Genomic DNA, 20,411 nt, shown 5'->3' with positions numbered 1-20,411 from the left:
AGCCGTTCCTGCAAAGGATTCTAATCTTTAGGGAGACGGCTTGTCAAGGCACTCCGGCGGTTCCGGCGAATTGCCGCTCGATGACGAGATCGGTCGCGAGCAGGAGTACGTCTCGATGCTCTACGACCGGCTGGACGGGCTGCGTGAGCAGGCCGCCTCCCGGCTCACCGACGAACTGCGCAACACCGGCGGCACCCGCCAGGACCGCTCCCAGCGGGACAGCTCGGTAGCGATGTACGCCGACCAGGTCGAGCAGTTCTCCGCCGTGGAGGACGGGCTCTGTTTCGGGCGTCTCGACGGCGACGACGACTCCCGCCGCTACATCGGCCGGATCGGCATCTTCGACACCACCGGTGACTACGACCCGCTGCTGATGGACTGGCGGGCCCCCGCCGCCCGCCCGTTCTACCTCGCCACCGCCGCCAACCCGCAGGGCGTCCGCCGCCGCCGGCACCTGCGTACCCGCCAGCGGAAGGTGACCGGGCTCAACGACGAGGTGCTCGACATCGACACCGCCGCTCCGGACGCCCACGAGGAGCTGACCGGCGAGGCGTCGCTGCTCGCCGCGCTCAACGCCGGTCGCACCGGCCGGATGCGCGACATCGTGGAGACGATCCAGGCCGAACAGGACCGCATCATCCGCGCCGATCTGCCCGGGGTGATGGTGGTCCAGGGCGGGCCCGGCACCGGTAAGACGGCGGTCGCGCTGCACCGGGCGGCGTATCTGCTCTACACACACCGGCGGGAACTGTCCAGCCGGGGCGTGCTGCTGGTCGGCCCGAACGCGACCTTCCTGCGCTACATCTCCCAGGTGTTGCCCACGCTGGCCGAGACCGGCGTGCTGTTGCGTACCCAGGGCGACCTCTTCCCCGGGGTGAGCGCCCAGCGGACCGAGCTCGCCGAGACCGCCGCGCTCAAGGGCCGAGCGGTGCTGGCCGAGATGCTGGCGCTGGCCGTACGGGACCGGCAGTGGGTGCCGGACGAGCCGCTGGAGATCGAGGTGGAGCGGGAGGCTCTGACCCTCGACCCGGAGACCGTGCGTACCGCCCGGGACCGGGTGCGCCGCACCGACCGGCCGCACAATCTGGCCCGGGCGCTGTTCGACGTGGAGATCGTGCACGCGCTCGCCGACCAGGTGGCCGAGCGGATCGGCGCCGACCCGCTGGGCGGGGAGAACCTGCTCGACGAGGCCGACCGGGCCGAGATCCGGCGGGAGTTGCGTGAGGAACCGGAGATCCAGGCCACCCTCGACCGGCTCTGGCCGGTGCTCACCCCGCAGCGCCTGCTCGCCGACCTGTACGCCGACCCGGACCGGATCGCCGCCGCCGCGCCGATGCTCACCGACGAAGAGCGGGCCCTGCTGCACCGCGAGCCGGGTGGCTGGACGCCGGCCGACGTGCCGCTGCTGGACGAGGCCGCCGAGCTGCTCGGCGAGGACGAGCGGGCCGCCGCCGCGCGGCTCGATCGCATTCGCCGGATGGAACGGGAGTACGCCGAGGGCGTGCTGGAGATCGCCCGGGGTTCCCGCTCGATCGACGTCGAGGACGAGGCCGAAGGCGGTGAGATCCTCGGCGTGACCGACCTGATCGACGCGGACCGGCTGCTGGAGCGGCAGGAGGAGGCCGACCGCCTGACCACCGCGCAGCGCGCCGCCGCCGACCGGACCTGGGCGTTCGGTCACGTCATCGTGGACGAGGCGCAGGAGTTGTCGCCGATGGCCTGGCGCCTGCTGATGCGCCGCTGCCCGAGCCGGTCGATGACGATCGTCGGGGACGTGGCACAGACCGGCGCGCTCACCGGCACACCCTCCTGGGCGGATGCCCTCGCGCCGTACGTGGCGCGGCGGTGGCGGTTGACCGAGCTGACGGTCAGCTACCGCACCCCGGCCGAGATCATGGCGGTCGCCGCCGACGTGCTGGCCGACATCGACCCGGCGCTGCGGCCGCCGCGCTCGGTGCGGGAGAGCGGCGTACCGCCGTGGGACCGGACGGTGCCCGACGAGCAGTTGGCGGCGGAGCTGGTGGCGGCGGCCACCCGGGAGGCGGCCGGGCTGGCCGAGGGTCGACTCGGCGTGATCGTGCCGGCCGGCCGGGTGGACGCGCTGGGCGCGACGGTCACCGCGGCGCTGCCGGAGGCCGCGGTGGGCGAGCATCCGGAGCTGGAGAGCCGGGTGGTGGTGCTGACCGTCGCCCAGGCCAAGGGGCTGGAGTTCGACTCGGTGCTGGTGGTCGACCCGGACCGGATGGTGGCCGAGTCGCCGCGCGGGCGCAGCGACCTGTACGTGGCTCTCACCCGCGCGACCCAACGCCTCGGCATCCTGCGCCCCGCCGGCTGACCCGGGCGACCCGGATCCGCGCCGCCCCCGCCGACCTGCGGGTCGGCGGGGGCGGTGACGGGCGGACCGTGCGCCGCCGGTCAGTCCCGGGCTGTGTCCTGGATGGACTTGGCTGGCCCGGTCGCGGACGTCGACTGGTCGCTGGTGCTGCCGCCCATCGGGGTGCCCAGGCCACCGGTGGTGGCGTCACCGGTGGTGGTCGGCGCCACCTTGCCGGGGTGCCGCTCCGGCTGCCGGGCAAGCCGACGCACGCTCGCCGGGCCGGCGGTGCCGCCGGTCGTGGTCACCGCGCCCTGCCCGCCGACCGGGCCGCCGTCGCGCAGCATTTGCGGGTCGACCGGCTCGTTCGCCGGATCGTCGGGGTCCTCGTCCTGGATCACCCGCAGCACGTCGGTGGGCGGCACCGTCACCTCGTCGAGAGCGCCCTCGCCGTACACGCCGCCGGCGATCCGGTTCTCCGCCTGGCGGGCGGCCTCCTGCCGCATGTCGTCCTCACGCACGTCCATCACCTCGCAGAAGCTGTGGAACTGACTGCGTGCCCGACCGCCGGCCAGCCAAACCCGCCGTGACCGGGAGGTCGTCCACCCCGGTTCACCGTCGCGCCGTCCGCCGGCCGCCTGCCGGCCGTCCCCGATGTCCATGCTGTCCGGCGACCGGTGGGAGACGCCCGCCGGCAGGAGGGGATGACAGCGTGCGCAGAGTACGCCGTACCGCCATCGCGGCCCTGGTGGCCGCGACGGTGACGACCGGGCTCGCGGTGCCCGCACAGGCGAAGCCGCGACCGGACCGGACATTCGACGTGCAGGCCCACCGCGGCGGCCTCGGGCTGCGGGTGGAGAACACCCTCGCCTCCTTCGGCAACGCCCTCCAGCTCGGGGTGAGCACCCTCGAACTGGACGTGCAGATCACCGAGGACGGCCAGGCCGTGGTCACCCACGACCGGAAGGTCACCGGCACCAAGTGCGTCGACACCACCCCGGCGGCGCCCGGCGACCCGGAGTTCCCGTACGTCGGAAAGTACGTCAACACGCTCACCCTGGCTCAGGTGCGCACCCTCGACTGCGGGTCGAAGACACTGGCCGACAAGCCCGGTCAGCTCGCCGTGCCGGGCGCCCGGATGCCGCTGCTCCGTGAGGTGTTCGCGCTGGTCAACCGGTACCAGGCGAAGGACGTCACGCTGAACGTCGAGACCAAGGTGGAGGCCGGCGCGCCGACCGAGACCGCGCCCCGCGAGCAGTTCGTCCGGGTCACCGCGGCCGAGATCCGCGCCGCCGGGCTGCTCAAGCAGGTCACCATTCAGAGCTTCGACTGGGGCGCGCTGATGCGCATGCGCCAGGTCGAACCGAAGCTGCCGCTGGTCGCCCTGACCAACTACGACTTTTTGCAGACCGGCCAGCCGGGCGCCTCGCCGTGGCTCGGCGGACTGGACATCGACGACTTCGGCGGCGACCCGATCCGGGCGATCCGCAGCTTCGGTGCCAGCGCCTTCTCCCCGGTGCACGGCTTGCCGCAGAACGGCACGGTCATCGACCCCGGCTACCAGCCGTACGTGACCCGGGAGATGGTCGCCCGGGCGCACCGCTACGGGATCAAGGTGATCCCGTGGACGGTCGACGACCTGCCGACCATGGCGAAGCTGATCGACGACGGCGTGGACGGCATCATCACCGACTACCCGGACCGGCTGCGCGGCCTGCTGGCGCAGCGCGGCTACCGGCTGCCGAAGGCATACGCGGCGCCGTTCGACATCCAGGCGCACCGCGGCGGTCGGGCCACCCGGCCGGAGAACACCCTGCCGGCCTTCGCCAACGCGCTGGCCAACCGGGCCATCTCCACCCTGGAGCTGGACACCGGCGTGACCGCAGACGGCAAGCTCGTGGTGCTGCACGACCGCACGGTCAACGGCTCGCACTGCGTCGACACCGCCCCGGTGCGCCCCGGCGACCGGCAGTTCCCGTACGTGGGCAAGCCGGTGCACCAGCTGACCCTGGCGCAGCTCAAGACCGTGGACTGCGGCACGAGGACGCTGCCCGAGCTGCCCGCGCAGGTGCCCGCGCCGGGTGCCCGGATCCCCACGCTGGACGAGGTATTCGCCCTGGTGAAGGCGAGTGGCCGGAGCGACATCGGGATGAACATCGAGACGAAGATCAGCCCGGTGGTGAACGACACCGAGCCGTACCGCAGCTTCACCCGCAAGCTGGTCGGCGAGATTCAGCGGGCCGGCTTCACCTACCGGGCCACCATCCAGTCGTTCGACTGGCGCACCATCACCTACGCCCGGCAGCTCGACCGTCGGATCGGCACGGTCGGCCTGGTCTGGCAGTACGGCCCGGCCGAGTGCGCCACCCTCGCCGACGAGTGCTCGCTCGAGGCGGTGTACGGCGACCCGTCGGTGCAGAGTCCGTGGACCGGTGGGCTGGACTGGTGGAAGTACCAGGACCTGGGCAAGCTGACCCGCGCCGCGGGCGCCGGAACGGTGTCGGCGAACTGGCAGGTGCACGACCCGTACCAGGGCACGGTCGCCTCGCCCGACTGGTACCTGCGGGAGAACCCGGCATACTTCCACGGACCGGACGTGCGGACGCTTCAGACTCGGTACGACCTGAAGGTGATCCCGTACACCGTCGACGACGCGCGGGTGATGCAGCGGGTCATCGACCTCGGTGTCGACGGCATCATCACCGACGACCCCGACCTGCTGGTGAGCGTCGCGGTCCGCAACGGCCTGCGCTGACCGCACCTGACCGCCGGCTGGGATCTTTTTGGCCGGCGGTCAGGTGTTACCTGCTCAGGGGCCTCGGGTAGTCGGGGGTGTCCCCGCCGTGAACACGAACCGTGCCGTGGCCGAAACGCGGTAGCGGGGCGAGGGAATGCAGGTACGACTCATCGCATCCTGAGGAGGACCAGATGAGCACGCAGGCTGCTTCCACCCGGCCGATGAACCGGCCGACCTCGGACGTCCAGAACCCGGCATCAATGCAGAACACGCAGACCCGGCAGATGCCGGTCATGCAGGACGGGCGTCGGAACGACATCCAGGCACCCGGTACGGAGACCAAGCAGGCGTTCAAGACCACCGAGTTCTGGATCTATATCGCCGCGGTGGTCGCCGTACTGGGCGCTTCGCAGGTGGTCGGGAAGAACTCGGCGGGGGTGGACATCTTCCGCGCTGACAACGCCTGGTTCCTGATCACCCTGCTGACGCTGGGCTACCTCGGTAGCCGAGGCCTGGCCAAGGCCGGCAGCAACTGGCGCAGCGCCGAGGAGCGCAAGGCCCGGCACTGACCGGGTACGCGGTAGCACGACGCGACGGTGGCCTCCGGGAGAACCTCCCGGAGGCCACCGTCGCGTCTGGACGACTACTCGCCGCCGAAATCGCCGCCGAAATCACCCTCGAAGGCGTCCTCGATCATCTCGCCGGCGATCATGCCGCCGGCCACCCCGAGCGCCGCGCCGGCCACCATGCCGCCCATCCCGTGCCCCCGGCCGTGCCCGTGGCCGTGACCCGGCCCGAAGCCCTGCGAGCGCAGGCTGCCGTAACGGGAGGTGGTCTCGCGCAGCCAGCCGTCCACCACCTGCGCCCAGTCGACGCGGTCGACGTCGGCGTGCGACACCTGGTACCGGCCGAAAGCATCGTGGCCGGCGCTGAGGAAGCCACCGCGCTTGTCGCACTCCAGGATCACGTCCACGCCGCGCTGACTGGTCACGAAGGTCAGCTCGACCTCCCGGATCGTGCTGGCGTACTGCGGCGAGGCGAAGAACTCGATCTCCTGGTAGAACGGCAGCGTCTGCTGGACGCCCCGGATGTGGCCGCGCTCCAGGTCGGCGTGCTTGAACCGGAAGCCCAGCCGCTGGAACGCCTCCAGGATCCGCTCGTGCACCGGCAGCGGGTGCACCGCCACCTGATCCAGGTCGCTCTTGTCCACGGCGCGGGCCACCGCCAACTCGGTACGCAGGCCCATCGTCATGCCGTGCAGGCGCTGGCCGTACACGTCGGTGATCGGGGTCTCCCACGGAACCGGCAGCTGGAACGGGATCGAAAGCTGCTGCTTCGGCGCGAGCTGGAGCGGGCCGCTGACGGCCATCCGGTGAAACTCCATGGTGCCCGCGTACTCGGTGTCGTGTCCCTCGACCTCGACCCGGGTGACCAGGCCGAGCACCACCTGCTCGATGGCCGCCGGGCTGTCACCGCCGACGAGGTTGACCTGACCGTCGAGGGTCAGACCAGGCCGGGTGTTGGGGTTGGTCAGCACGGTGTCCACGCTGGGACCGCCGACACCGAACGCGCTCAACATCTTCTTGAAGACCATCGGAACTCCTGTGCGACAGCCGACCGCTCCAGGATGGAGTCGGACGTTGACTCGTGGGCACCCTAACCAGGGGCCCTGTGAGATGGCTGTGAAGTGCCGACGCTCGGCACTCTGTGTCGCCACTCCGGCGCGCTGGGTCGTGTCAGTGGCTCGCCCGTCGCCGGAACAGCACGCCGGACGCGGCCACGCCGACCACCAGGAACCCGACGGCCCAGGCGAGTGCGGTCGGGGCCGACTCGGCGACCGGACCGCCCACCAGCAGCCCGCGGGCCGTCTCGACCAGCGGGGTCATGGGCTGGTTGCGGGCGAACCCCTGGAGAAAGGCCGGCATCGTCTCCGGCGGCACGAACGCGCTGCTCACATACGGCAGGAACAGCACCACGAAGGAGAATGCACCGGCCGCCTCGGCGTTCGACACCAGCAGACCGAAGGCGGCCGACAGCGCCGAGATCCCGGACATGAACAGCACCAGCAGCCCGAGCAGCGCCACCCAGTCGAGCACCGAGGCCGTCGGCCGAAAGCCGAGCAGCACCGCCACCGCGACGACGATGGTCGTCGAGAGCAGGTTGCGCGCCACGCTGGCCACGATGTGCCCGACCAGCACCGCCGACCCGAGGACCGGCAGCGAGCGGAGGCGGGCGATCATCCCCGTCGTCATGTCCTGGTTCACCCCCACTCCGGTGCCGGCCGAGCCGAAGGCCGCGCAAATCAGCACGATCCCCGGTACGACATACGTCAGGTACCGGGTGCCCGTCTCGATCGCGCCGCCGAAGACGTAGACGAACGACAGCAGGATCAACACCGGCAGCACAATTGCGGTGATCAACGCGTCGACGCTGCGAATCGAGCGTCGCAGACCACGACCGACCAGGGCGCTCACGTCCACGATCACGCCGGGCACCCGGGTCAGCTCGGGGGCGGTCATCGGGTCACCGCCACGGCCTGCGGCTGGCCGGTCTGCGGCTGCTCCGTCGGCGGCTGCTCGGTCAGTGCGAGGAACACCTCATCGAGAGTGGGCCGGTGCAACGCGAGCCGCTCCACATCGACGCCCCGGGCGTGGAGCAGGCCGAGCAGGTCCCGCACCGCCGCCGCGCTGCCGTCGGTGGGAACGTGCACGGACAGCGTCTCCGCGTCCTCCCTGATGGGTACCGCGGTCGCGGTGAGTAGCGGCACGGCGCGGGCGAGCGTACCGGCGTCGGGCAGGAAGAGCTGCGCCGTCTCGCCGCCGATCCGGGCCTTGAGCTGCTCGGCGGTCCCCTCGGCCGCGACCCGGCCACCGTTCAGCACGGTGATCTGGTCCGCCAACCGGTCCGCCTCCTCCAGGTACTGGGTGGTCAGCAGGACGGTGACGCCGGCAGCGGCCAACTCCCCGATCGAGCCCCAGACGTCGCGGCGGCTGCGCGGGTCCAGCCCGGTGGTCGGCTCGTCGAGGAACAGGACCCGAGGCTCGACGACGAGACTCAGTGCGATGTCCAGGCGGCGGGCCATGCCGCCGGAGTAGGTCGAGACCCGCCGCCCGCCGGCCGCCGTCAGCTCGAAGCGGTCGAGCAGCTCGTCGGCTCGAGCTCGCGCCGCCGCGCCGGTGAGGTGCCGTAGCCGACCCATCAAAATCAGGTTCTCCCGGCCGGTGAGCATCTCGTCGACCGCCGCGTACTGACCGGTGAGGCTGATCGACCGGCGGACCGCCGCCGGCGCGGAGACGACGTCATGTCCGGCCACCACGGCCCGGCCGCCGTCCGGACGCAGCAGCGTGGAGAGCACTTTGACCGCCGTCGTCTTGCCGGCGCCGTTCGGCCCCAGCAGCGCCGCGACGCTGCCGCGTTCGACCCGCAGGTCAACACCATCGAGTACGGCGACATCGCCGAACCGCTTCGTGAGTGATTCAAGCTCGACTGTGTACGTCATAAACTCAGTGTATGCCATACACCAGGTATAGGATCAACCCCGATGGAACGTGCGATGTCGCCGCTCGAGGCGGTTTGGTCGGCCAAGCCCACTCCCGAACCACGGGAGGGGCTGTCACTTGCACGCATCGTCAGCACCGCGATCGAGATCGCCAACACCGACGGCCTCGGCGCCGTGTCGATGAGCCGGGTCGCCAAGAGCCTCGGGTTCACCACGATGTCGCTCTACCGGCACGTTGGGAGCAAGGAAGAGCTGATCCTGCACATGCAGGAGGCCGCCGTCGGCCCCCCACCCACGGACCTGGTCACGGGCCAGGGCTGGCGGGCGGACCTGGAACGCTGGGCGTGGACCGTCGTGCGCAAGTTCCGCCGCCACCCGTGGCTCCTGCAGACGCTGACGATGTTCGGCCCGCCCGCCACGCCGCACCAACTCGGCTGGCTCGAGTACGGACTCCGCGCACTCGGCTCGACTCCACTCGACGAAGGCGAGAAGGTGGCGGCCATCCTGCTCGTCCAGGCCCACAGCTTGGCCGACCTGACGTTCCACGCGGCCGGTGCTGCCACCGCGGCCGACGACACCGACCCGTACGAGACGCTCTTCACCCGCGTCATCGATCCAACGCGGTTCCCCGCGCTGATGGCCGCGTTCACCGGCGGCGGCTTCGCCTCGACCGACGACCCCGAGGCCGACCGCGACTGGCTGTACCAGTTCGGCCTGCAAAGGATCCTCGACGGCGTCCAGGTCCTCGTCGAGCAACGCCTCGCCCGCGAAGCCTGACGACCCGCCCTCTCCCCTCCCCCGTCCAGCCTGTTGACCAAGAGGTTTGCGTCAAGAACCGCGTTCCCGTTGACGCAAACCTCTTGATCGAAACGGCGGCGCTGGCCCGGGGGCCAGGGGCCGTGAAGCGCTGGCGACAGCACCCCGGCATGGTCAACTCGACATCAGCGATATCGCGGTATCCCGGTCGCAGGAAACCCCGATATCCGCGGAACCCGCGGACCTTGCCTGCCCGTCGACGATCCCTATCCGACCTGACGCTCGGCGGCGGCGACGGCGTTGCGGAAGAGCATGGCCACCGTGGTCGGGCCCACGCCGCCCACGCGCGGGGTGATCGCCCCGGCGACCGCGGCGCACGTCTCGTCGACGTCCGGCAGCAGCCGCCGACCCGCGTACCGCACGCCGCCGCCGATGACGACGGCCCCCGGCTTGACGTGCTCGGGCTGGATGATGCCGGGCACGCCAGCAGCAGCGATCAGGATGTCGGCTCGGCGGGTGTATCGGGGCCAGTCGGCGACGCCGGTGTGCACGACCGTGACGGCCGCGTTGGCGGTGGGGCGCTTCTGGGCGAGAAGGGTCGCGAGTGGCCGCCCGAGCGTGGCACCGCGGCCGAGGATGACCACCTCGCGCCCGGAGACCGGAATGCCATGGTGGGCCAGCAACGCCTCGATGCCGGCTGGCGTGCAGGGCACCGGGCCCGGCAGCCCGAGTGCGAGCCGACCGAGGTTCAGCGGATGCATGCCGTCGACGTCCTTGTCCGGGTCGATCCTCTGCAACGCCGCGTCGTAGTCCAGGTGGCCGGGGACCGGATACTGCACGAGGATTCCGTGTACTGCGGGGTCGGCGTTGAAAGCGGCGATCACCTCGTGGAGTTGTTCCTGCGTGGCATCGGCGGGCAGGTGGCGGTGCGGCGAGGCGAAGCCCAGCCCGGCGGCCTGGCGCTGCTTGATGCCGATGTAGCCGGCACTGGCGTCGTCGTCGCCGACCAGAACGGTGGCCAGGGCCGGGACGACGCCCGCGTCGCGGAGTCTGGCCACCCGCACGGCAACGTCGGCGAGGACCGCGTCGGCCACCGGCTGACCGGGCAGCAGCGTAGCGGCGTGGGTGGTGGTCGTCTCTGCGGTTGACGGCATGGCTCTCCCCAGCGCGGAAGCCCAGGCGGTCGACCCCCGCGATGAGCTCCCCGATGGTTCTGCCATCCCAGGTGCCGCCAGTCGCGTCGCCTCCCAGTCTGCCCCACGGCCCGGGCATCGGACCAGCAGGCTCGACCTGTGGCCAGCGATTCTGGTGGGAAAAGCCCGCCGAGTGCCGTTCCCACCAGGATCCGGCGAGCTACCCGGTCACCTCGGCGCACAGGCGCTCGGCGACCTCGTCGGGGGACGGCATCACGCTGACCTCGGCGCTGATCCGGCGCGCCTCAACGGTGAACGTCGGCTCATCGAGCAGCCGGCGCAGGGCCGCCGCAATGGCCGCCGGCTCGGCCTGCCCGGGCGCCAGTGCGAGGCCCGCGCCGGACGCCGAGACCCGATCCGCCTGGATGAACTGGTCGGCGCCCTGCGGCACGACCACCATCGGGATGCCACGGGCCAGCGTGCCGAGGGTGGTGCCGGCGCCACCGTGCGAGATGACCGCGTCGACGTTCCCCAGCAACTGGGCCAGCGGCACGAACGGGCTGAACTCCACCCGGTCCGAGTCGAGCTGGTAGTCCTCCGGCTTGCCGTCCAGGCCGAGCGTGGCCAGCACGTCGACGTCGAGGGCGGTGAGGGCGCCCAGCAGCGGGCCGACCACGGCCGGGTCGGCGAAGACGGTACCGAAGCTCACCAGCACGCGGCGGCGACCGCCGGCCGCCGGGGCGTCGGCGCCGGTCGGGGCGTCGAGCGCCTGGTGGGGTTCCGGTCGCAGCGCGATCCGCTGCACGCCCGGGGGTACGGCGAAGTCCGGGAACTGAAGGCCGGGCGGGCAGGTGTCCAGCAGCCAGCGGCCGGAGGGGGTGTGCTCCGGCGCTGGCAGTCCCCGCTCCTCGTAGCGCGTGCGGACCACGGCAGTCAGCACGTCGGTGAACTCGGCCGGCACCGACGGCCCGAAGGCGAGGGTGGCCAGCGGTACGCCGAGCCCGGCGGCGACCAGCGGTCCCACGAAGTCGACCATCTCGTTGATGATCAGATCCGGCTGCCAGCGCTTCGCCTGCGCCAACGCCTCATCGGCGGTCAGGTCGACCCGGACCCCGGCGAAGAACTCGGCGACCGCCTCCGGAGTGGGCTCTGTCGCGGGGTTGAGGCCCAGCTTGCGACCCACCTCGGCGAAGAGCACGTCCGGCATGGGCCCGGCCGGCAGCAGCTCAATGCCCTCGGGTGCGATGAGCGGGGTCATGCCCACGGCGGTGACGACGGCGACGTCATGGCCCTGCCGGCGGAACGCTCGGGCCAGAGGCAGCAGGGGGAGAAAGTGCCCGAAAGCGGGCGTGGTTGAGAAGAGGACGCGCATAGTCATCAGAATAGCCTTCTGATGAAGCGAGCCGTATAGTGCCCTGATGGCAGCCGCTCAACCACGCGCCAGCCGGCGCCAGGAGAGCGCCGAGCAGACCCGCAGGTTGATCTTGGAAGCGGCCCAGGACCTTTTCATCGCCCAGGGATACGCGACGACCACGATCAACGACATCGCCGCGCGGGCCCGGGTGGCCGTGGCGACCGTGTACACCAGCGTCGGCGGCAAGCCGACCCTGCTGCGAGCGCTGATCGAGGCGGGCGTGAACGACCCGGAGACCGCCCGGAACGTGGCGGCCATTGCGGTCGCCGCCGACCCTCGCGAGGTCCTGCGTCTGATCGGCGTCGGAACGCGGTACGGCCACCAGCACCACCACCAGCAGGTCCACCTGATGAAGGCAGCGGCCGGCATGACACCGAGCGCGGCGGCCGTGGCACGGCACGCGGCGACGGCCTACCGGCGGGCGCTGCGAGTGGGCGCGGTACGACTCGACGAGCTCTCCGCCCTGCGCCCCGGCCTCACCGTCGAGCGGGCCACCCAGGTGCTGTGGTTCTACTTCGGGCTGCACTCCTGGCCGCAGCTCGTCGACGAGGGCGGCTGGTCGTACGACGAGGCGGAACGGTGGCTGGTTGACCGGGCCACCGAGGCACTGCTCCCCCCGAGCTGACCGCCGGGGCCGTCAACCGGCCTGGACGACGACCAGCTCGCCGACCTGCTCGCCGATGGCGGTACGCGCCTCCGCCGGCAGCCCGACGTCGGTGATCAGCACGTCGGCCGCCTCCAACGGGGCGATGGTGGCGATGCCGATGGTCTCCCACTTGGTGTGGTCGGCGAGGACCACCAGCCGCCGGGCGGCGCCGATCAGGCACCGGTTGACCCCGGCCTCCAGCAGGTTCGGCGTGGTGAAGCCGGTCCGTGGGCTGAGGCCGTGCACACCGAGGAAGAGCAGGTCGACGTTGAGCGCGCTGATCGCCGCCTCGGCCACCGGCCCGGTCAGCGCGTCCGACGGGGTACGGATGCCGCCGGTGAGCACCACTGTCTGGTCGGCGCGCGGATTCTGGTAGAGGGCGTCGGCCACCGGGATCGAGTTGGTCACCACGGTCAGCCCCCGTACGTCGGAGAGCAGTGTGGCCAGCGCGGCGGTGGTGGTGCCGGCCGAGAGTGCGATGGCCATCCCCGGCTCCACCATGGTCGCGGCCCGCTCGGCGATGGCCCGCTTCTCCGCCTGCTGGCGGATCGACTTCGCGGCGAAGCCGGGCTCCTCGGCGGAGCCCGGCCCGGCCAGCGTCGCGCCGCCGTGCACCTTGTCCACCAGACCGCGTTCGGCCAGCACCTCCAGGTCACGCCGGATCGTCATGTCGGACACGCCGAACCGGCTGACGAGCTGGCTCACGCGTACGCCGCCACGCTGGCGGATCAGATCGAGGATGGCGGTCTGCCGCTGCTGGGCGAGCACCTGGGGAAACCTCCTTCGCGCCGTGGCTGTCACCGGGTCAGGCCGGCCCGTCGGCCCGGTCCTCCCGGACCACGGCCACCTCGCCGGCCGGCACTGTCAGCTCACCGGCGCATTCTGCTCCGGTCAGCAGCTCGGTGCCGGTCACCGCGAGCCGTACCTCGCTCCCGGTGTGGTTGATCGCGAACAGCCAGCTCCGCTCGCCGTCGCGGCGCCGGATCACCTCCACCCCGGTCGGTGCCTGCGCCGCCGGGCGGACGCCGGCCTCGTCGACCAGCCGGACGGCCAGCCGGTCGGTTTCCGGCTCGTCCAGCCGGGTGCCGACGTACCAGGCGGCGCCAGCGCCGACGGGGTGCCGGGTCAGCGCCGGCACGCCCGGCAGCGGCCCGTCGGTGTACGAGGCGAGGACCTCGGCGCCCTCCGGGTGCAGCCACTCGGTCCACACGTCGGCCATGCTGCCGTCGTCCAGCCGGCATCCTGGCGCGCACCGACCGGGTCTGGGCCAGCGACTGCAACGACGCGCTGGAACGGCTCAGCATCCAGCGCTGGACCGAGCTGCTGCTGCCACCGGAACTGGTCGGCACGCACGTCGGGCCGGAACGCTCGCACACCACCAACCGGGTGCACGACCTCGGCTTCCGGGCAGCCACCGCGCTCTTCGGCCACGACGGCATCGAGTGGGACATCGCGAGGATCAGCACCACCGAGCAGACCGAGCTGGCCGCCGGGGTCGCGCTGCACAGGCGGCTGCGTCCGCTGCTGCACGCCGGCCGCGTGGTCCGGGTCGACCATCCGGAACCGGCCGTCTGGGCGCACGGCGTGGTCGACCACGACGGCACCAGAGCGGTGTACGCGGTGGCCCGGCTGGCCACCTCGGTGGCGCAGTCCCCGGGCGCGGTCCGCCTGCCCGGCCTGGACCCGGGCCGGCGTTACCTGGTGCGACCGGTGTCGGACGCGCCGGCCCCGGCGACCGCCGACCGGTCCGCGCCGGCCTGGCTGGCTGGCGGCGTCACGCTCACTGGGGCGGCACTGACCCGGGTGGGCGTGCAGTTGCCCGCGTTGCACCCGGAGCAGAGCCTGGTGCTGGAGGTTGACGCCGTCCACTGAAAAGATTCCGGGGATTCTTTGGCCGGGTTGTCGAGAACCGTGTCGTCTGCTTCTACCTCAGGGTGAGAGCACCGACGATGGTGCGCAGGCGTGAGGAGCGAACCATGAAGTACATGCTGCTGATGCAGTTCAGCGCCGCCGGGACCGACTTCCCGGGCATCGAGACCTGGACCCCGGAGGAGGTCGAGGCGCACCTCGCGTTCATGGGCGAGGTCAACGACAAGCTCACCGCCGCCGGGGAGTGGGTCGACGGGCAGGGTCTCGGCGGCCCGCAGCAGGCGCGGATCGTCCGCGCCGGTGAGGGCGGGGCCCCGGTGGTCACCGAGGGGCCGTTCGCCGAGACGAAGGAGTTCCTCGCCGGTTTCTGGATCGTCGACTGCGACAGCCCGCAGCGGGCGGTGGAGCTGGCCGCGTACATCTCCACCGCGCCCGGCCCCGGCGGCCGGCCGTTGAACATGCCGATCGAGGTGCACCCGGTCATGTCCGCCCCACCCCAGGAGCTGTGAGGGCTGACCACCACCGATCCCCGCATCGAGGACCTGCTGCGCGAGCTGGCGCCGCAGGTCCTCGGCGTGCTCGCCCGCCGATTCGGTGACTTCCCCACCGCCGAGGACGCGGTGCAGGAGGCGCTGCTGGCCGCCGCGACCCAGTGGCCGACGGACGGGCTGCCGGCGAACCCGCGCGGCTGGCTGATCCAGGTCGGCTACCGCCGGATGATCGAGCTGGTCCGCGGCGAGCAGGCGCGGCGCCGCCGCGAGGACCTGGTCGTCCGCCGGGACCCGGACGACCGACAGCACGCGCCCGCGGCGGACGAGGAGCTGACCGCCGAACGGGACGACACCCTGGTCCTGCTCTTTCTCTGCTGCCACCCGGCGCTCACGCCCGCGTCGGCCGTCGCGCTGACCCTGCGCGCGGTCGGTGGGCTGAGCACCGCCGAGATCGCGCGCGCGTTCCTGGTCCCCGAGGCGACCATGGCGCAACGGATCAGCCGGGCCAAGCAGCGCATCCGCTCCTCCGGACTGCCGTTCCGGATGCCGGAGCCGGCGGAGCGGGCCGACCGGCTGGCCGCCGTCCGGCAGGTGCTCTACCTGATCTTCACGGAGGGGCACACGAGCACCGCCGGCCCGGACCTGCGCCGGGTCGACCTGGCGGTGGAGGCGATCCGGCTGACCCGTGCGCTGCACGCCCTGCTGCCCGGCGACAGCGAGTCGGCCGGTCTGCTGGCGTTGATGCTGCTCACCGAGGCACGCAGCCCGGCGCGGACGGGGCCATCCGGCGAGCTGATCCCGCTGGCCGACCAGGACCGCACCCGCTGGGACGCGGCGGCGATCGCCGAGGGCGTCGCACTGGTGACTCGGGCGCTGCCGCGCGGGCCGGTCGGCCCGTACCAGGTGCAGGCCGCCATCGCCGCGCTGCACGACGAGGCGCCGAGCGCCGCGGCGACCGACTGGCCGCAGATCCTGGCGCTCTACGGGGTGCTGGAACGGCTCTCCGGCAGCCCGGTGGTGGCGCTCAACCGGGCCGTGGCGACCGCCATGGTGCACGGGCCGGCAGCCGGCCTGGCCGCTCTCGACGCGCTGGCCGACGACCCGCAGTTGGCGGGGCACCATCGGCTCTCCGCCGCCCGCGCGCACCTGCACGAGATGGCCGGCGACCGAGCCCGGGCGATCGCCGACTACCGGGCCGCCGCCGGGCGGACGAGCAGCCTGCCCGAGCAGCGCTACCTCATGATGCGGGCGGCCCGGCTCGCCGCTGAACCCGGATCGACCGCCGCCGAGCCGGGCGCTGGCTGACGTCGCACCCGGTCCGGACCGGGGTCTGAACGGTTGGATGGGAAGCTCGACCTGGGGGCCGGAGCAGGCACCTGGACCGCCTTTGGAGCTGATGTCGTAAGCGATTCGCCCCGCCGGCAGGCGGCCAGATCTGAATCGTCTGTGACATCAGCTCCAGGGCTCGCACCCGTCGCGGGCCGCCAGTTCCCGGCCGGCGGCGGCGCTAGCCTGACCAGCGACGACCCGCCGAGCATTTCAGGACTGAGGACCGCATGGCGTACGTGCTGCTGGGGATCGCCATCGCCGCCGAGGTGCTGGCGACCAGCCTGCTGAAGACCACCGCCGGGTTCACCCGGCTCGGGCCGACGGTGGCGTGCCTCGGCGGTTATCTGCTGGCGTTCATCCTGCTGGCCCAGGCCGTCAAGGAGATCCCGGTGGGCGTCGCGTACGCCCTCTGGTCCGGCCTGGGCACCGCCACCATCGTGGCGATCGGGGCGGTGTTCCTGGACGAGCCGGTCGGTCTGGCCAAGCTCGCCGGGATCGCGCTGATCATCGCGGGGGTGGTCATCGTGAACCTGGCCGGGGAGCACTGACCACGACCGGTGGCCGGGCCCGGCGCCGACCCGGCCACCTGTGCGTCGTTCAGCTCGCGGCGCAGCTCACCTCCGGCCTGGCGTTGCTGCCGGTCCAACTGGCGATGAAGCCGAAACTGGTGCTGACACCGGCGGCCAGCCGGCCGTTGTAGTCCACGTTGCGCGCGGTCACCACGGCTCCGCTGCTGGTCAGCGCCGTGTTCCAGGACTGGCTGACGCTCTGGCCGTTGGCGAAGGTCCACCGGGCGCTCCAGCCGGTGATCGCGGTCGCGCCGGCGGTCACCCGCACCTCACCCTGGAAGCCGCCCTGCCATTGGTTGGTGACCGTGTACGTCGCCGAGCACCCACCGGCCGGCGGTGGCGTGGTGGGCGGTGGCGTCGTCGGCGGTGGCGTGGTGGGCGGTGGCGTGCCGCCGAAGACGCTGGCCTCACGGGCGGTCCGCGGGATGCCGTTGGCGCCGTTGAAGATCCGCTGGCCCCAACTGGTCAGGCTGGCCGGGTTGAAGGCGGTGGCCATGTCGAGATACTCCACGCCACCGCCGTTGCCACTCCACGACCAGCCCAGCCAGCCGATCCCGTTGGCCTGGCTGTAGGCGAGGATGGTGTCCTCGTCCGGGTCGCCGTCGGAGTGGTTGAAGCCGAACTCGCCGACGACGATGGGCAGGCCGGCCGCCCGGAAGCGGCCCAGGTAGTCGGTGATCTCCGCGGCGGTGTCGAAGACCCCGTACATGTGGATGGAGAAGACGGTGTTGCGCGCCGGGTCGGCGGCGAAGACCGAGGCGGCGTTGTCGCGCATGGTGAACGACCAGTCCTGCCCCCAGTTCGGCGCGTCCAGCATGATCGTGTGGGTCAGCCCGCCAGCGCGTAGCCGGGTGATCGCGTTGGCGTTGTCGGTGGCCCAGGAGGCGTAGTTCTGGTTGCCGTACGGCTCGTTGCCGATGTTGACGATGACGTACTTCTCCTGGCCGGCGAGGACGTCGGCGAGACTGAGCCAGTAGTCGACGGCCCGGGCGAGGGTGATCGCGCCGCTCTGCTCGCCGTAACCGGTGGTGTCATGCACCTCCAGCACGCAGATCAGCCGGTTGGCCCTGCACAGCGAGATGACGTTGGTGACGTCGGCGTTGGTGTTGCGGGTCCACCGGTCGCCGCTGGAGAGCACCACCCGGACGGTGTTCGCGCCGAGCGCCTTCACGTCGGCGAACGAGCTGGTCTGCTGCGGGTACCAGGTGTGCGCGTGGTTGACCCCGCGCATGATGAATGCCGTTGGCGTCGTACAGCTTGCCGCTCGCGACGCTGAAACCGGCCGCGGCGTGCGCCGGCTGGCCGAACGCCAGCACGGCGACGAGCAGCGCGAGCAGGGCCGCGCCGGCGGCGGAGAGTCGAGTCTTCATGGCCTTCCTCAGGGAGGACCCCCGGTGCCCGACAGGGGTGGGACGTGACAGGGGAAGGCGGCTGCAGCCCGACAGCCGCCGCCCGGATCCCGGCGGCGCACGCATCAGCGTAGGGCGATGGATCGGTCGGCGCAACCGGTTCAGTGGTCGGCCCGCAGTCGGCGGACAGCCGTGACGGCCCACGCGAACGCGGGCCGTCACGGGGCGGTCATCCCCACCACCGGATGTGCGCCACACCGGGACTCTTAACCGGTTAAGAGCGACGGTAGGCAGGTCATCGTCATCCGTCAAGCGCCGTCAGTCCGAACCGGACGGCAGGGTTGACCGCTGCCGACCTGGGTATCCCGGGACGATCCGTCGGCGGAAAGGAGAAACCAGAATGGTCAGCGTCGGCTACACCCTGATGTGCGAGCAGGCCGGTCCGAAGCAACTGGTCGACCACGCGGTACGGGCCGAGGCGGCGGGCTTCGACCAGCTGGTGATCTCCGATCACTACTACCCCTGGCTGGATGCCCAGGGCCACTCCCCGTACGCCTGGTCGGTGCTCGGCGCGGTCGCCCACGCCACCTCCCGGGCGGAGCTGATGTCCTTCGTGACCTGCCCGATCCGCCGCTACCACCCGGCCGTGGTCGCGCAGAAGGCCAGCACGATCGGAGCGCTCTCGGACGGCCGGTTCACTCTCGGCCTCGGCGCCGGGGAGAACCTCAACGAGCACGTGGTCGGCGGCTGGCCGCACGTGCAGCAGCGGCACGAGATGTTCGAGGAGGCCCTGCAGATCATCCGGCCGCTGCTCAACGGCGAGTCGCTGACCTTCTCCGGCAACCACTTCGACGTGCCCGACGCCTACGTGTGGGACCGCCCGGAGCAGCCGGTCCCGATGGCCATCGCCGCCTCCGGCCGACAGTCCGCCACCCTGGCCGCCGAGTACGGCAACGGCATCATCGCCACCGAACCCGATTCTCACATCATCGAGATGTACGACGACGCCGGCGGCGCGGGCCAGCCCCGCTACGGGCAGGTGCCCATCTGCTACGGCCCCGACGAGGCGGAGTGCCGCAAGATCGTGCACGACCAGTTCCGCTGGTTCGGGCTGGGCTGGAAGGTCAACGCGGAGCTGCCCGGCCCGGACTCCTTCGCCTCCGCCACCCAGTTCGTTCGCGAGGAGGACGTCGCCGAGGGCATCCCCTGCGGCCCGGACGTGGACGCGCACGTCGAGGCGTTCCGGAAGTTCGTCGAGGCCGGCTTCACCCACGTGGCGATCGTCCAGGTCGGCGGCGAGACCCAGCCGATGTTCCTGGACTGGGCGCAGGAGGAGTTGCTCCCCCGACTGCGGGCGCTGTGAGGATCACCCCCGCCGGGCGGTTCAGCCTTGCCGAACTGCGGCTGGCGCTGGCCGCGCCCCGGCCGGCCGCCGGCCTGACCAGCGAGTGGCGGCTCATCGGCGGGCTGCGGACACACACCCGGCGCAGCACGGACCCCGGGACCGGGGCGCCGCCGGTCGTGCTGGTGCACGGCCTGGCGGTCTCGCACCGCTACCTCACCCCGCTGGCCGTCGCGCTCGCCGCCACCCACCCGGTGTACGTGCCGGACCTGCCCGGCTTCGGGCTGACCGAGCGCCCCCGCTGCGCGTACGGCGTGCGCAGGCATGCCGACCATCTGGCCGCCTGGCTGGCCGCGCACCGGCTGCCGCCGGTCTGTCTGCTCGGGCACTCGTTCGGCGCCGAGGTCGTCGCCGCGCTCGCCGCGGCACACGCGGACCTGGTCCGCGCGGTGGTGCTGGCCGGGCCGACCAGCGACCCGGCCGCCCGGTCCCGGCGGGGTCAGGTCGTCCGGTGGCTGGTGGACACCCTGCGCGAAGCGCCGTTGCAAGCGCCGATCCTGGCCCGTGACGTCTGGGACGCCCGGCCCTGGCGGGTGGTCGCGACCCTGTCGCACTCGGTCCGCGACGCCGTCGAGGCCGACCTGGTCCGGGTCGCCGCGCCGACCCTCGTGGTCACCGGCGGACGGGACCCGGTGGCGCCGGCAGCCTGGCGGGACGAGGTGGCCCGGCTGGTTCCCGACGCCCGCCCGGTGGCCGTACCCGGCGCCGCCCACAACGTGGCCACCACCGCCCCGACGGCGGTCGCCGACGCCATCCGCCACCTCCTCGCTCCTGCCCCCGCTCTCGCACTCACGGACAGGTGAACCCCATGCGCTTCGGCAACACGGAGATCCGCCCGCTCGGCGGCGGCCTCGGCTGTCTCCTGATGATCCTCTTCTCGATCGTGGCCTCGGTCGTGCTGAC

Annotated in this window: 19 protein-coding genes, 1 pseudogene and 1 riboswitch; of the genes and pseudogenes, 11 read left to right on the top strand and 9 right to left on the bottom strand. The window is 72.0% G+C overall.

The features are described from left to right. Window positions 1-40: 40 nt before the first annotated feature. On the top strand, window positions 41-2,335 hold the full coding sequence (locus tag BUS84_RS32360; protein WP_074318183.1) for a HelD family protein: 2,295 nt from the start codon (window positions 41-43) through the stop codon (window positions 2,333-2,335). A gap of 80 nt (window positions 2,336-2,415) precedes the next feature. Here BUS84_RS32360 and BUS84_RS32355 read toward each other — a convergent pair whose 3' ends face one another. Continuing rightward, window positions 2,416-2,835, bottom strand: a complete 420-nt coding sequence (locus tag BUS84_RS32355) for a hypothetical protein (RefSeq protein WP_074319268.1) — start codon at window positions 2,833-2,835, stop codon at window positions 2,416-2,418. 191 nt (window positions 2,836-3,026) lie between these two features. On the opposite strand from BUS84_RS32355, the gene BUS84_RS40330 reads away from it, so the two are divergent. Further along, entirely contained in the window at window positions 3,027-5,069 is a 2,043-nt protein-coding gene (locus BUS84_RS40330) for a glycerophosphodiester phosphodiesterase family protein (protein WP_084757663.1), read from the top strand. A gap of 173 nt (window positions 5,070-5,242) precedes the next feature. After that, complete coding sequence (locus tag BUS84_RS32335; RefSeq protein ID WP_074318182.1) at window positions 5,243-5,620, top strand: hypothetical protein; 378 nt, start codon at window positions 5,243-5,245, stop codon at window positions 5,618-5,620. 74 nt (window positions 5,621-5,694) lie between these two features. Here BUS84_RS32335 and BUS84_RS32330 read toward each other — a convergent pair whose 3' ends face one another. The 3 genes from BUS84_RS32330 to BUS84_RS32320 form a co-directional block, all read right to left on the bottom strand. Beyond that, window positions 5,695-6,645, bottom strand: coding sequence for a sporulation protein (locus BUS84_RS32330; protein WP_074318181.1), 951 nt, complete (start codon window positions 6,643-6,645; stop codon window positions 5,695-5,697). Window positions 6,646-6,787: 142 nt separating this feature from the next. Beyond that, window positions 6,788-7,570, bottom strand: coding sequence for an ABC transporter permease (locus BUS84_RS32325; protein ID WP_074318180.1), 783 nt, complete (start codon window positions 7,568-7,570; stop codon window positions 6,788-6,790). After that, complete coding sequence (locus tag BUS84_RS32320; protein ID WP_074318179.1) at window positions 7,567-8,550, bottom strand: ATP-binding cassette domain-containing protein; 984 nt, start codon at window positions 8,548-8,550, stop codon at window positions 7,567-7,569. The genes BUS84_RS32325 and BUS84_RS32320 overlap by 4 nt, the downstream gene beginning before the upstream one ends. 42 nt (window positions 8,551-8,592) lie before the next feature. On the opposite strand from BUS84_RS32320, the gene BUS84_RS32315 reads away from it, so the two are divergent. Next, window positions 8,593-9,327 (top strand): TetR/AcrR family transcriptional regulator, encoded by a 735-nt coding sequence (locus tag BUS84_RS32315; protein ID WP_074318178.1) that lies wholly within the window; start codon window positions 8,593-8,595, stop codon window positions 9,325-9,327. Between the two features lie 245 nt (window positions 9,328-9,572). On the opposite strand, the gene BUS84_RS32310 is transcribed toward BUS84_RS32315, so the two are convergent. Further along, on the bottom strand, window positions 9,573-10,460 hold the full coding sequence (locus tag BUS84_RS32310) for a bifunctional 5,10-methylenetetrahydrofolate dehydrogenase/5,10-methenyltetrahydrofolate cyclohydrolase (protein WP_074318177.1): 888 nt from the start codon (window positions 10,458-10,460) through the stop codon (window positions 9,573-9,575). 12 nt (window positions 10,461-10,472) lie between these two features. Next, window positions 10,473-10,555: riboswitch (ZMP/ZTP riboswitch) on the bottom strand. A 104-nt stretch (window positions 10,556-10,659) separates the two neighbouring features. Next, window positions 10,660-11,817 (bottom strand): glycosyltransferase, encoded by a 1,158-nt coding sequence (locus BUS84_RS32305; RefSeq protein ID WP_208869775.1) that lies wholly within the window; start codon window positions 11,815-11,817, stop codon window positions 10,660-10,662. 40 nt (window positions 11,818-11,857) lie between these two features. Here BUS84_RS32305 and BUS84_RS32300 point away from each other — a divergent pair, with 40 nt between their 5' ends. Beyond that, the gene (locus tag BUS84_RS32300; RefSeq protein ID WP_074318175.1) at window positions 11,858-12,478 is read left to right on the top strand and encodes a TetR/AcrR family transcriptional regulator; all 621 of its coding nucleotides are present in this window, start codon (window positions 11,858-11,860) and stop codon (window positions 12,476-12,478) included. A 12-nt stretch (window positions 12,479-12,490) separates the two neighbouring features. On the opposite strand, the gene BUS84_RS32295 is transcribed toward BUS84_RS32300, so the two are convergent. Both BUS84_RS32295 and BUS84_RS32290 read right to left on the bottom strand, forming a co-directional pair. Continuing rightward, complete coding sequence (locus BUS84_RS32295) at window positions 12,491-13,267, bottom strand: DeoR/GlpR family DNA-binding transcription regulator (RefSeq protein WP_074318174.1); 777 nt, start codon at window positions 13,265-13,267, stop codon at window positions 12,491-12,493. 37 nt (window positions 13,268-13,304) lie between these two features. Then, complete coding sequence (locus tag BUS84_RS32290; RefSeq protein WP_244298793.1) at window positions 13,305-13,718, bottom strand: beta-galactosidase trimerization domain-containing protein; 414 nt, start codon at window positions 13,716-13,718, stop codon at window positions 13,305-13,307. A gap of 20 nt (window positions 13,719-13,738) precedes the next feature. On the opposite strand from BUS84_RS32290, the gene BUS84_RS32285 reads away from it, so the two are divergent. From BUS84_RS32285 to BUS84_RS32270, 4 genes are all read left to right on the top strand, one after another. Then, window positions 13,739-14,371 carry a GH36 C-terminal domain-containing protein gene (locus tag BUS84_RS32285; protein WP_244298919.1) on the top strand — a complete coding sequence of 211 codons (633 nt, stop codon included), beginning with the start codon at window positions 13,739-13,741 and terminating at the stop codon, window positions 14,369-14,371. A 104-nt stretch (window positions 14,372-14,475) separates the two neighbouring features. Then, on the top strand, window positions 14,476-14,877 hold the full coding sequence (locus BUS84_RS32280) for a YciI family protein (RefSeq protein ID WP_074318173.1): 402 nt from the start codon (window positions 14,476-14,478) through the stop codon (window positions 14,875-14,877). A 66-nt stretch (window positions 14,878-14,943) separates the two neighbouring features. Further along, complete coding sequence (locus BUS84_RS32275) at window positions 14,944-16,164, top strand: RNA polymerase sigma factor (protein ID WP_244298792.1); 1,221 nt, start codon at window positions 14,944-14,946, stop codon at window positions 16,162-16,164. A 251-nt stretch (window positions 16,165-16,415) separates the two neighbouring features. Further along, a complete protein-coding gene (locus BUS84_RS32270) occupies window positions 16,416-16,736 on the top strand; it encodes a DMT family transporter (protein WP_074318171.1) in 321 nt (106 codons plus the stop codon). Between the two features lie 49 nt (window positions 16,737-16,785). On the opposite strand, the pseudogene BUS84_RS32265 reads toward BUS84_RS32270, so the two are convergent. Then, window positions 16,786-18,127 (bottom strand): annotated as a pseudogene (locus BUS84_RS32265) (cellulase family glycosylhydrolase). A 379-nt stretch (window positions 18,128-18,506) separates the two neighbouring features. Here BUS84_RS32265 and BUS84_RS32260 point away from each other — a divergent pair. Both BUS84_RS32260 and BUS84_RS32255 read left to right on the top strand, forming a co-directional pair. Then, the gene (locus BUS84_RS32260) at window positions 18,507-19,469 is read left to right on the top strand and encodes a TIGR03557 family F420-dependent LLM class oxidoreductase (protein ID WP_074318170.1); all 963 of its coding nucleotides are present in this window, start codon (window positions 18,507-18,509) and stop codon (window positions 19,467-19,469) included. Continuing rightward, window positions 19,466-20,311, top strand: a complete 846-nt coding sequence (locus BUS84_RS32255) for an alpha/beta fold hydrolase (protein WP_074318169.1) — start codon at window positions 19,466-19,468, stop codon at window positions 20,309-20,311. The genes BUS84_RS32260 and BUS84_RS32255 overlap by 4 nt, the downstream gene beginning before the upstream one ends. Window positions 20,312-20,411: the final 100 nt, after the last annotated feature.

This window comes from Micromonospora cremea, from assembly GCF_900143515.1.
Taxonomy (GTDB): Bacteria; Actinomycetota; Actinomycetes; order Mycobacteriales; family Micromonosporaceae; genus Micromonospora; species Micromonospora cremea.
This window is presented reverse-complemented; position numbering and strand designations above follow the sequence as displayed.

What these genes read in the sequence shown, in the direction of transcription:
- BUS84_RS32280 (WP_074318173.1), top strand. Translation starts at nt 14,476, where the DNA reads ATGAAGTACATGCTGCTGATGCAGTTCAGCGCCGCCGGGACCGACTTC.
- BUS84_RS32305 (WP_208869775.1), bottom strand. Translation starts at nt 11,817, where the DNA reads ATGACTATGCGCGTCCTCTTCTCAACCACGCCCGCTTTCGGGCACTTT.
- BUS84_RS32300 (WP_074318175.1), top strand. Translation starts at nt 11,858, where the DNA reads ATGGCAGCCGCTCAACCACGCGCCAGCCGGCGCCAGGAGAGCGCCGAG.
- BUS84_RS32335 (WP_074318182.1), top strand. Translation starts at nt 5,243, where the DNA reads ATGAGCACGCAGGCTGCTTCCACCCGGCCGATGAACCGGCCGACCTCG.
- BUS84_RS32320 (WP_074318179.1), bottom strand. Translation starts at nt 8,550, where the DNA reads ATGACGTACACAGTCGAGCTTGAATCACTCACGAAGCGGTTCGGCGAT.
- BUS84_RS32290 (WP_244298793.1), bottom strand. Translation starts at nt 13,718, where the DNA reads ATGGCCGACGTGTGGACCGAGTGGCTGCACCCGGAGGGCGCCGAGGTC.
- BUS84_RS32325 (WP_074318180.1), bottom strand. Translation starts at nt 7,570, where the DNA reads ATGACCGCCCCCGAGCTGACCCGGGTGCCCGGCGTGATCGTGGACGTG.
- BUS84_RS32330 (WP_074318181.1), bottom strand. Translation starts at nt 6,645, where the DNA reads ATGGTCTTCAAGAAGATGTTGAGCGCGTTCGGTGTCGGCGGTCCCAGC.
- BUS84_RS32270 (WP_074318171.1), top strand. Translation starts at nt 16,416, where the DNA reads ATGGCGTACGTGCTGCTGGGGATCGCCATCGCCGCCGAGGTGCTGGCG.
- BUS84_RS32310 (WP_074318177.1), bottom strand. Translation starts at nt 10,460, where the DNA reads ATGCCGTCAACCGCAGAGACGACCACCACCCACGCCGCTACGCTGCTG.
- BUS84_RS32315 (WP_074318178.1), top strand. Translation starts at nt 8,593, where the DNA reads ATGGAACGTGCGATGTCGCCGCTCGAGGCGGTTTGGTCGGCCAAGCCC.
- BUS84_RS32260 (WP_074318170.1), top strand. Translation starts at nt 18,507, where the DNA reads ATGGTCAGCGTCGGCTACACCCTGATGTGCGAGCAGGCCGGTCCGAAG.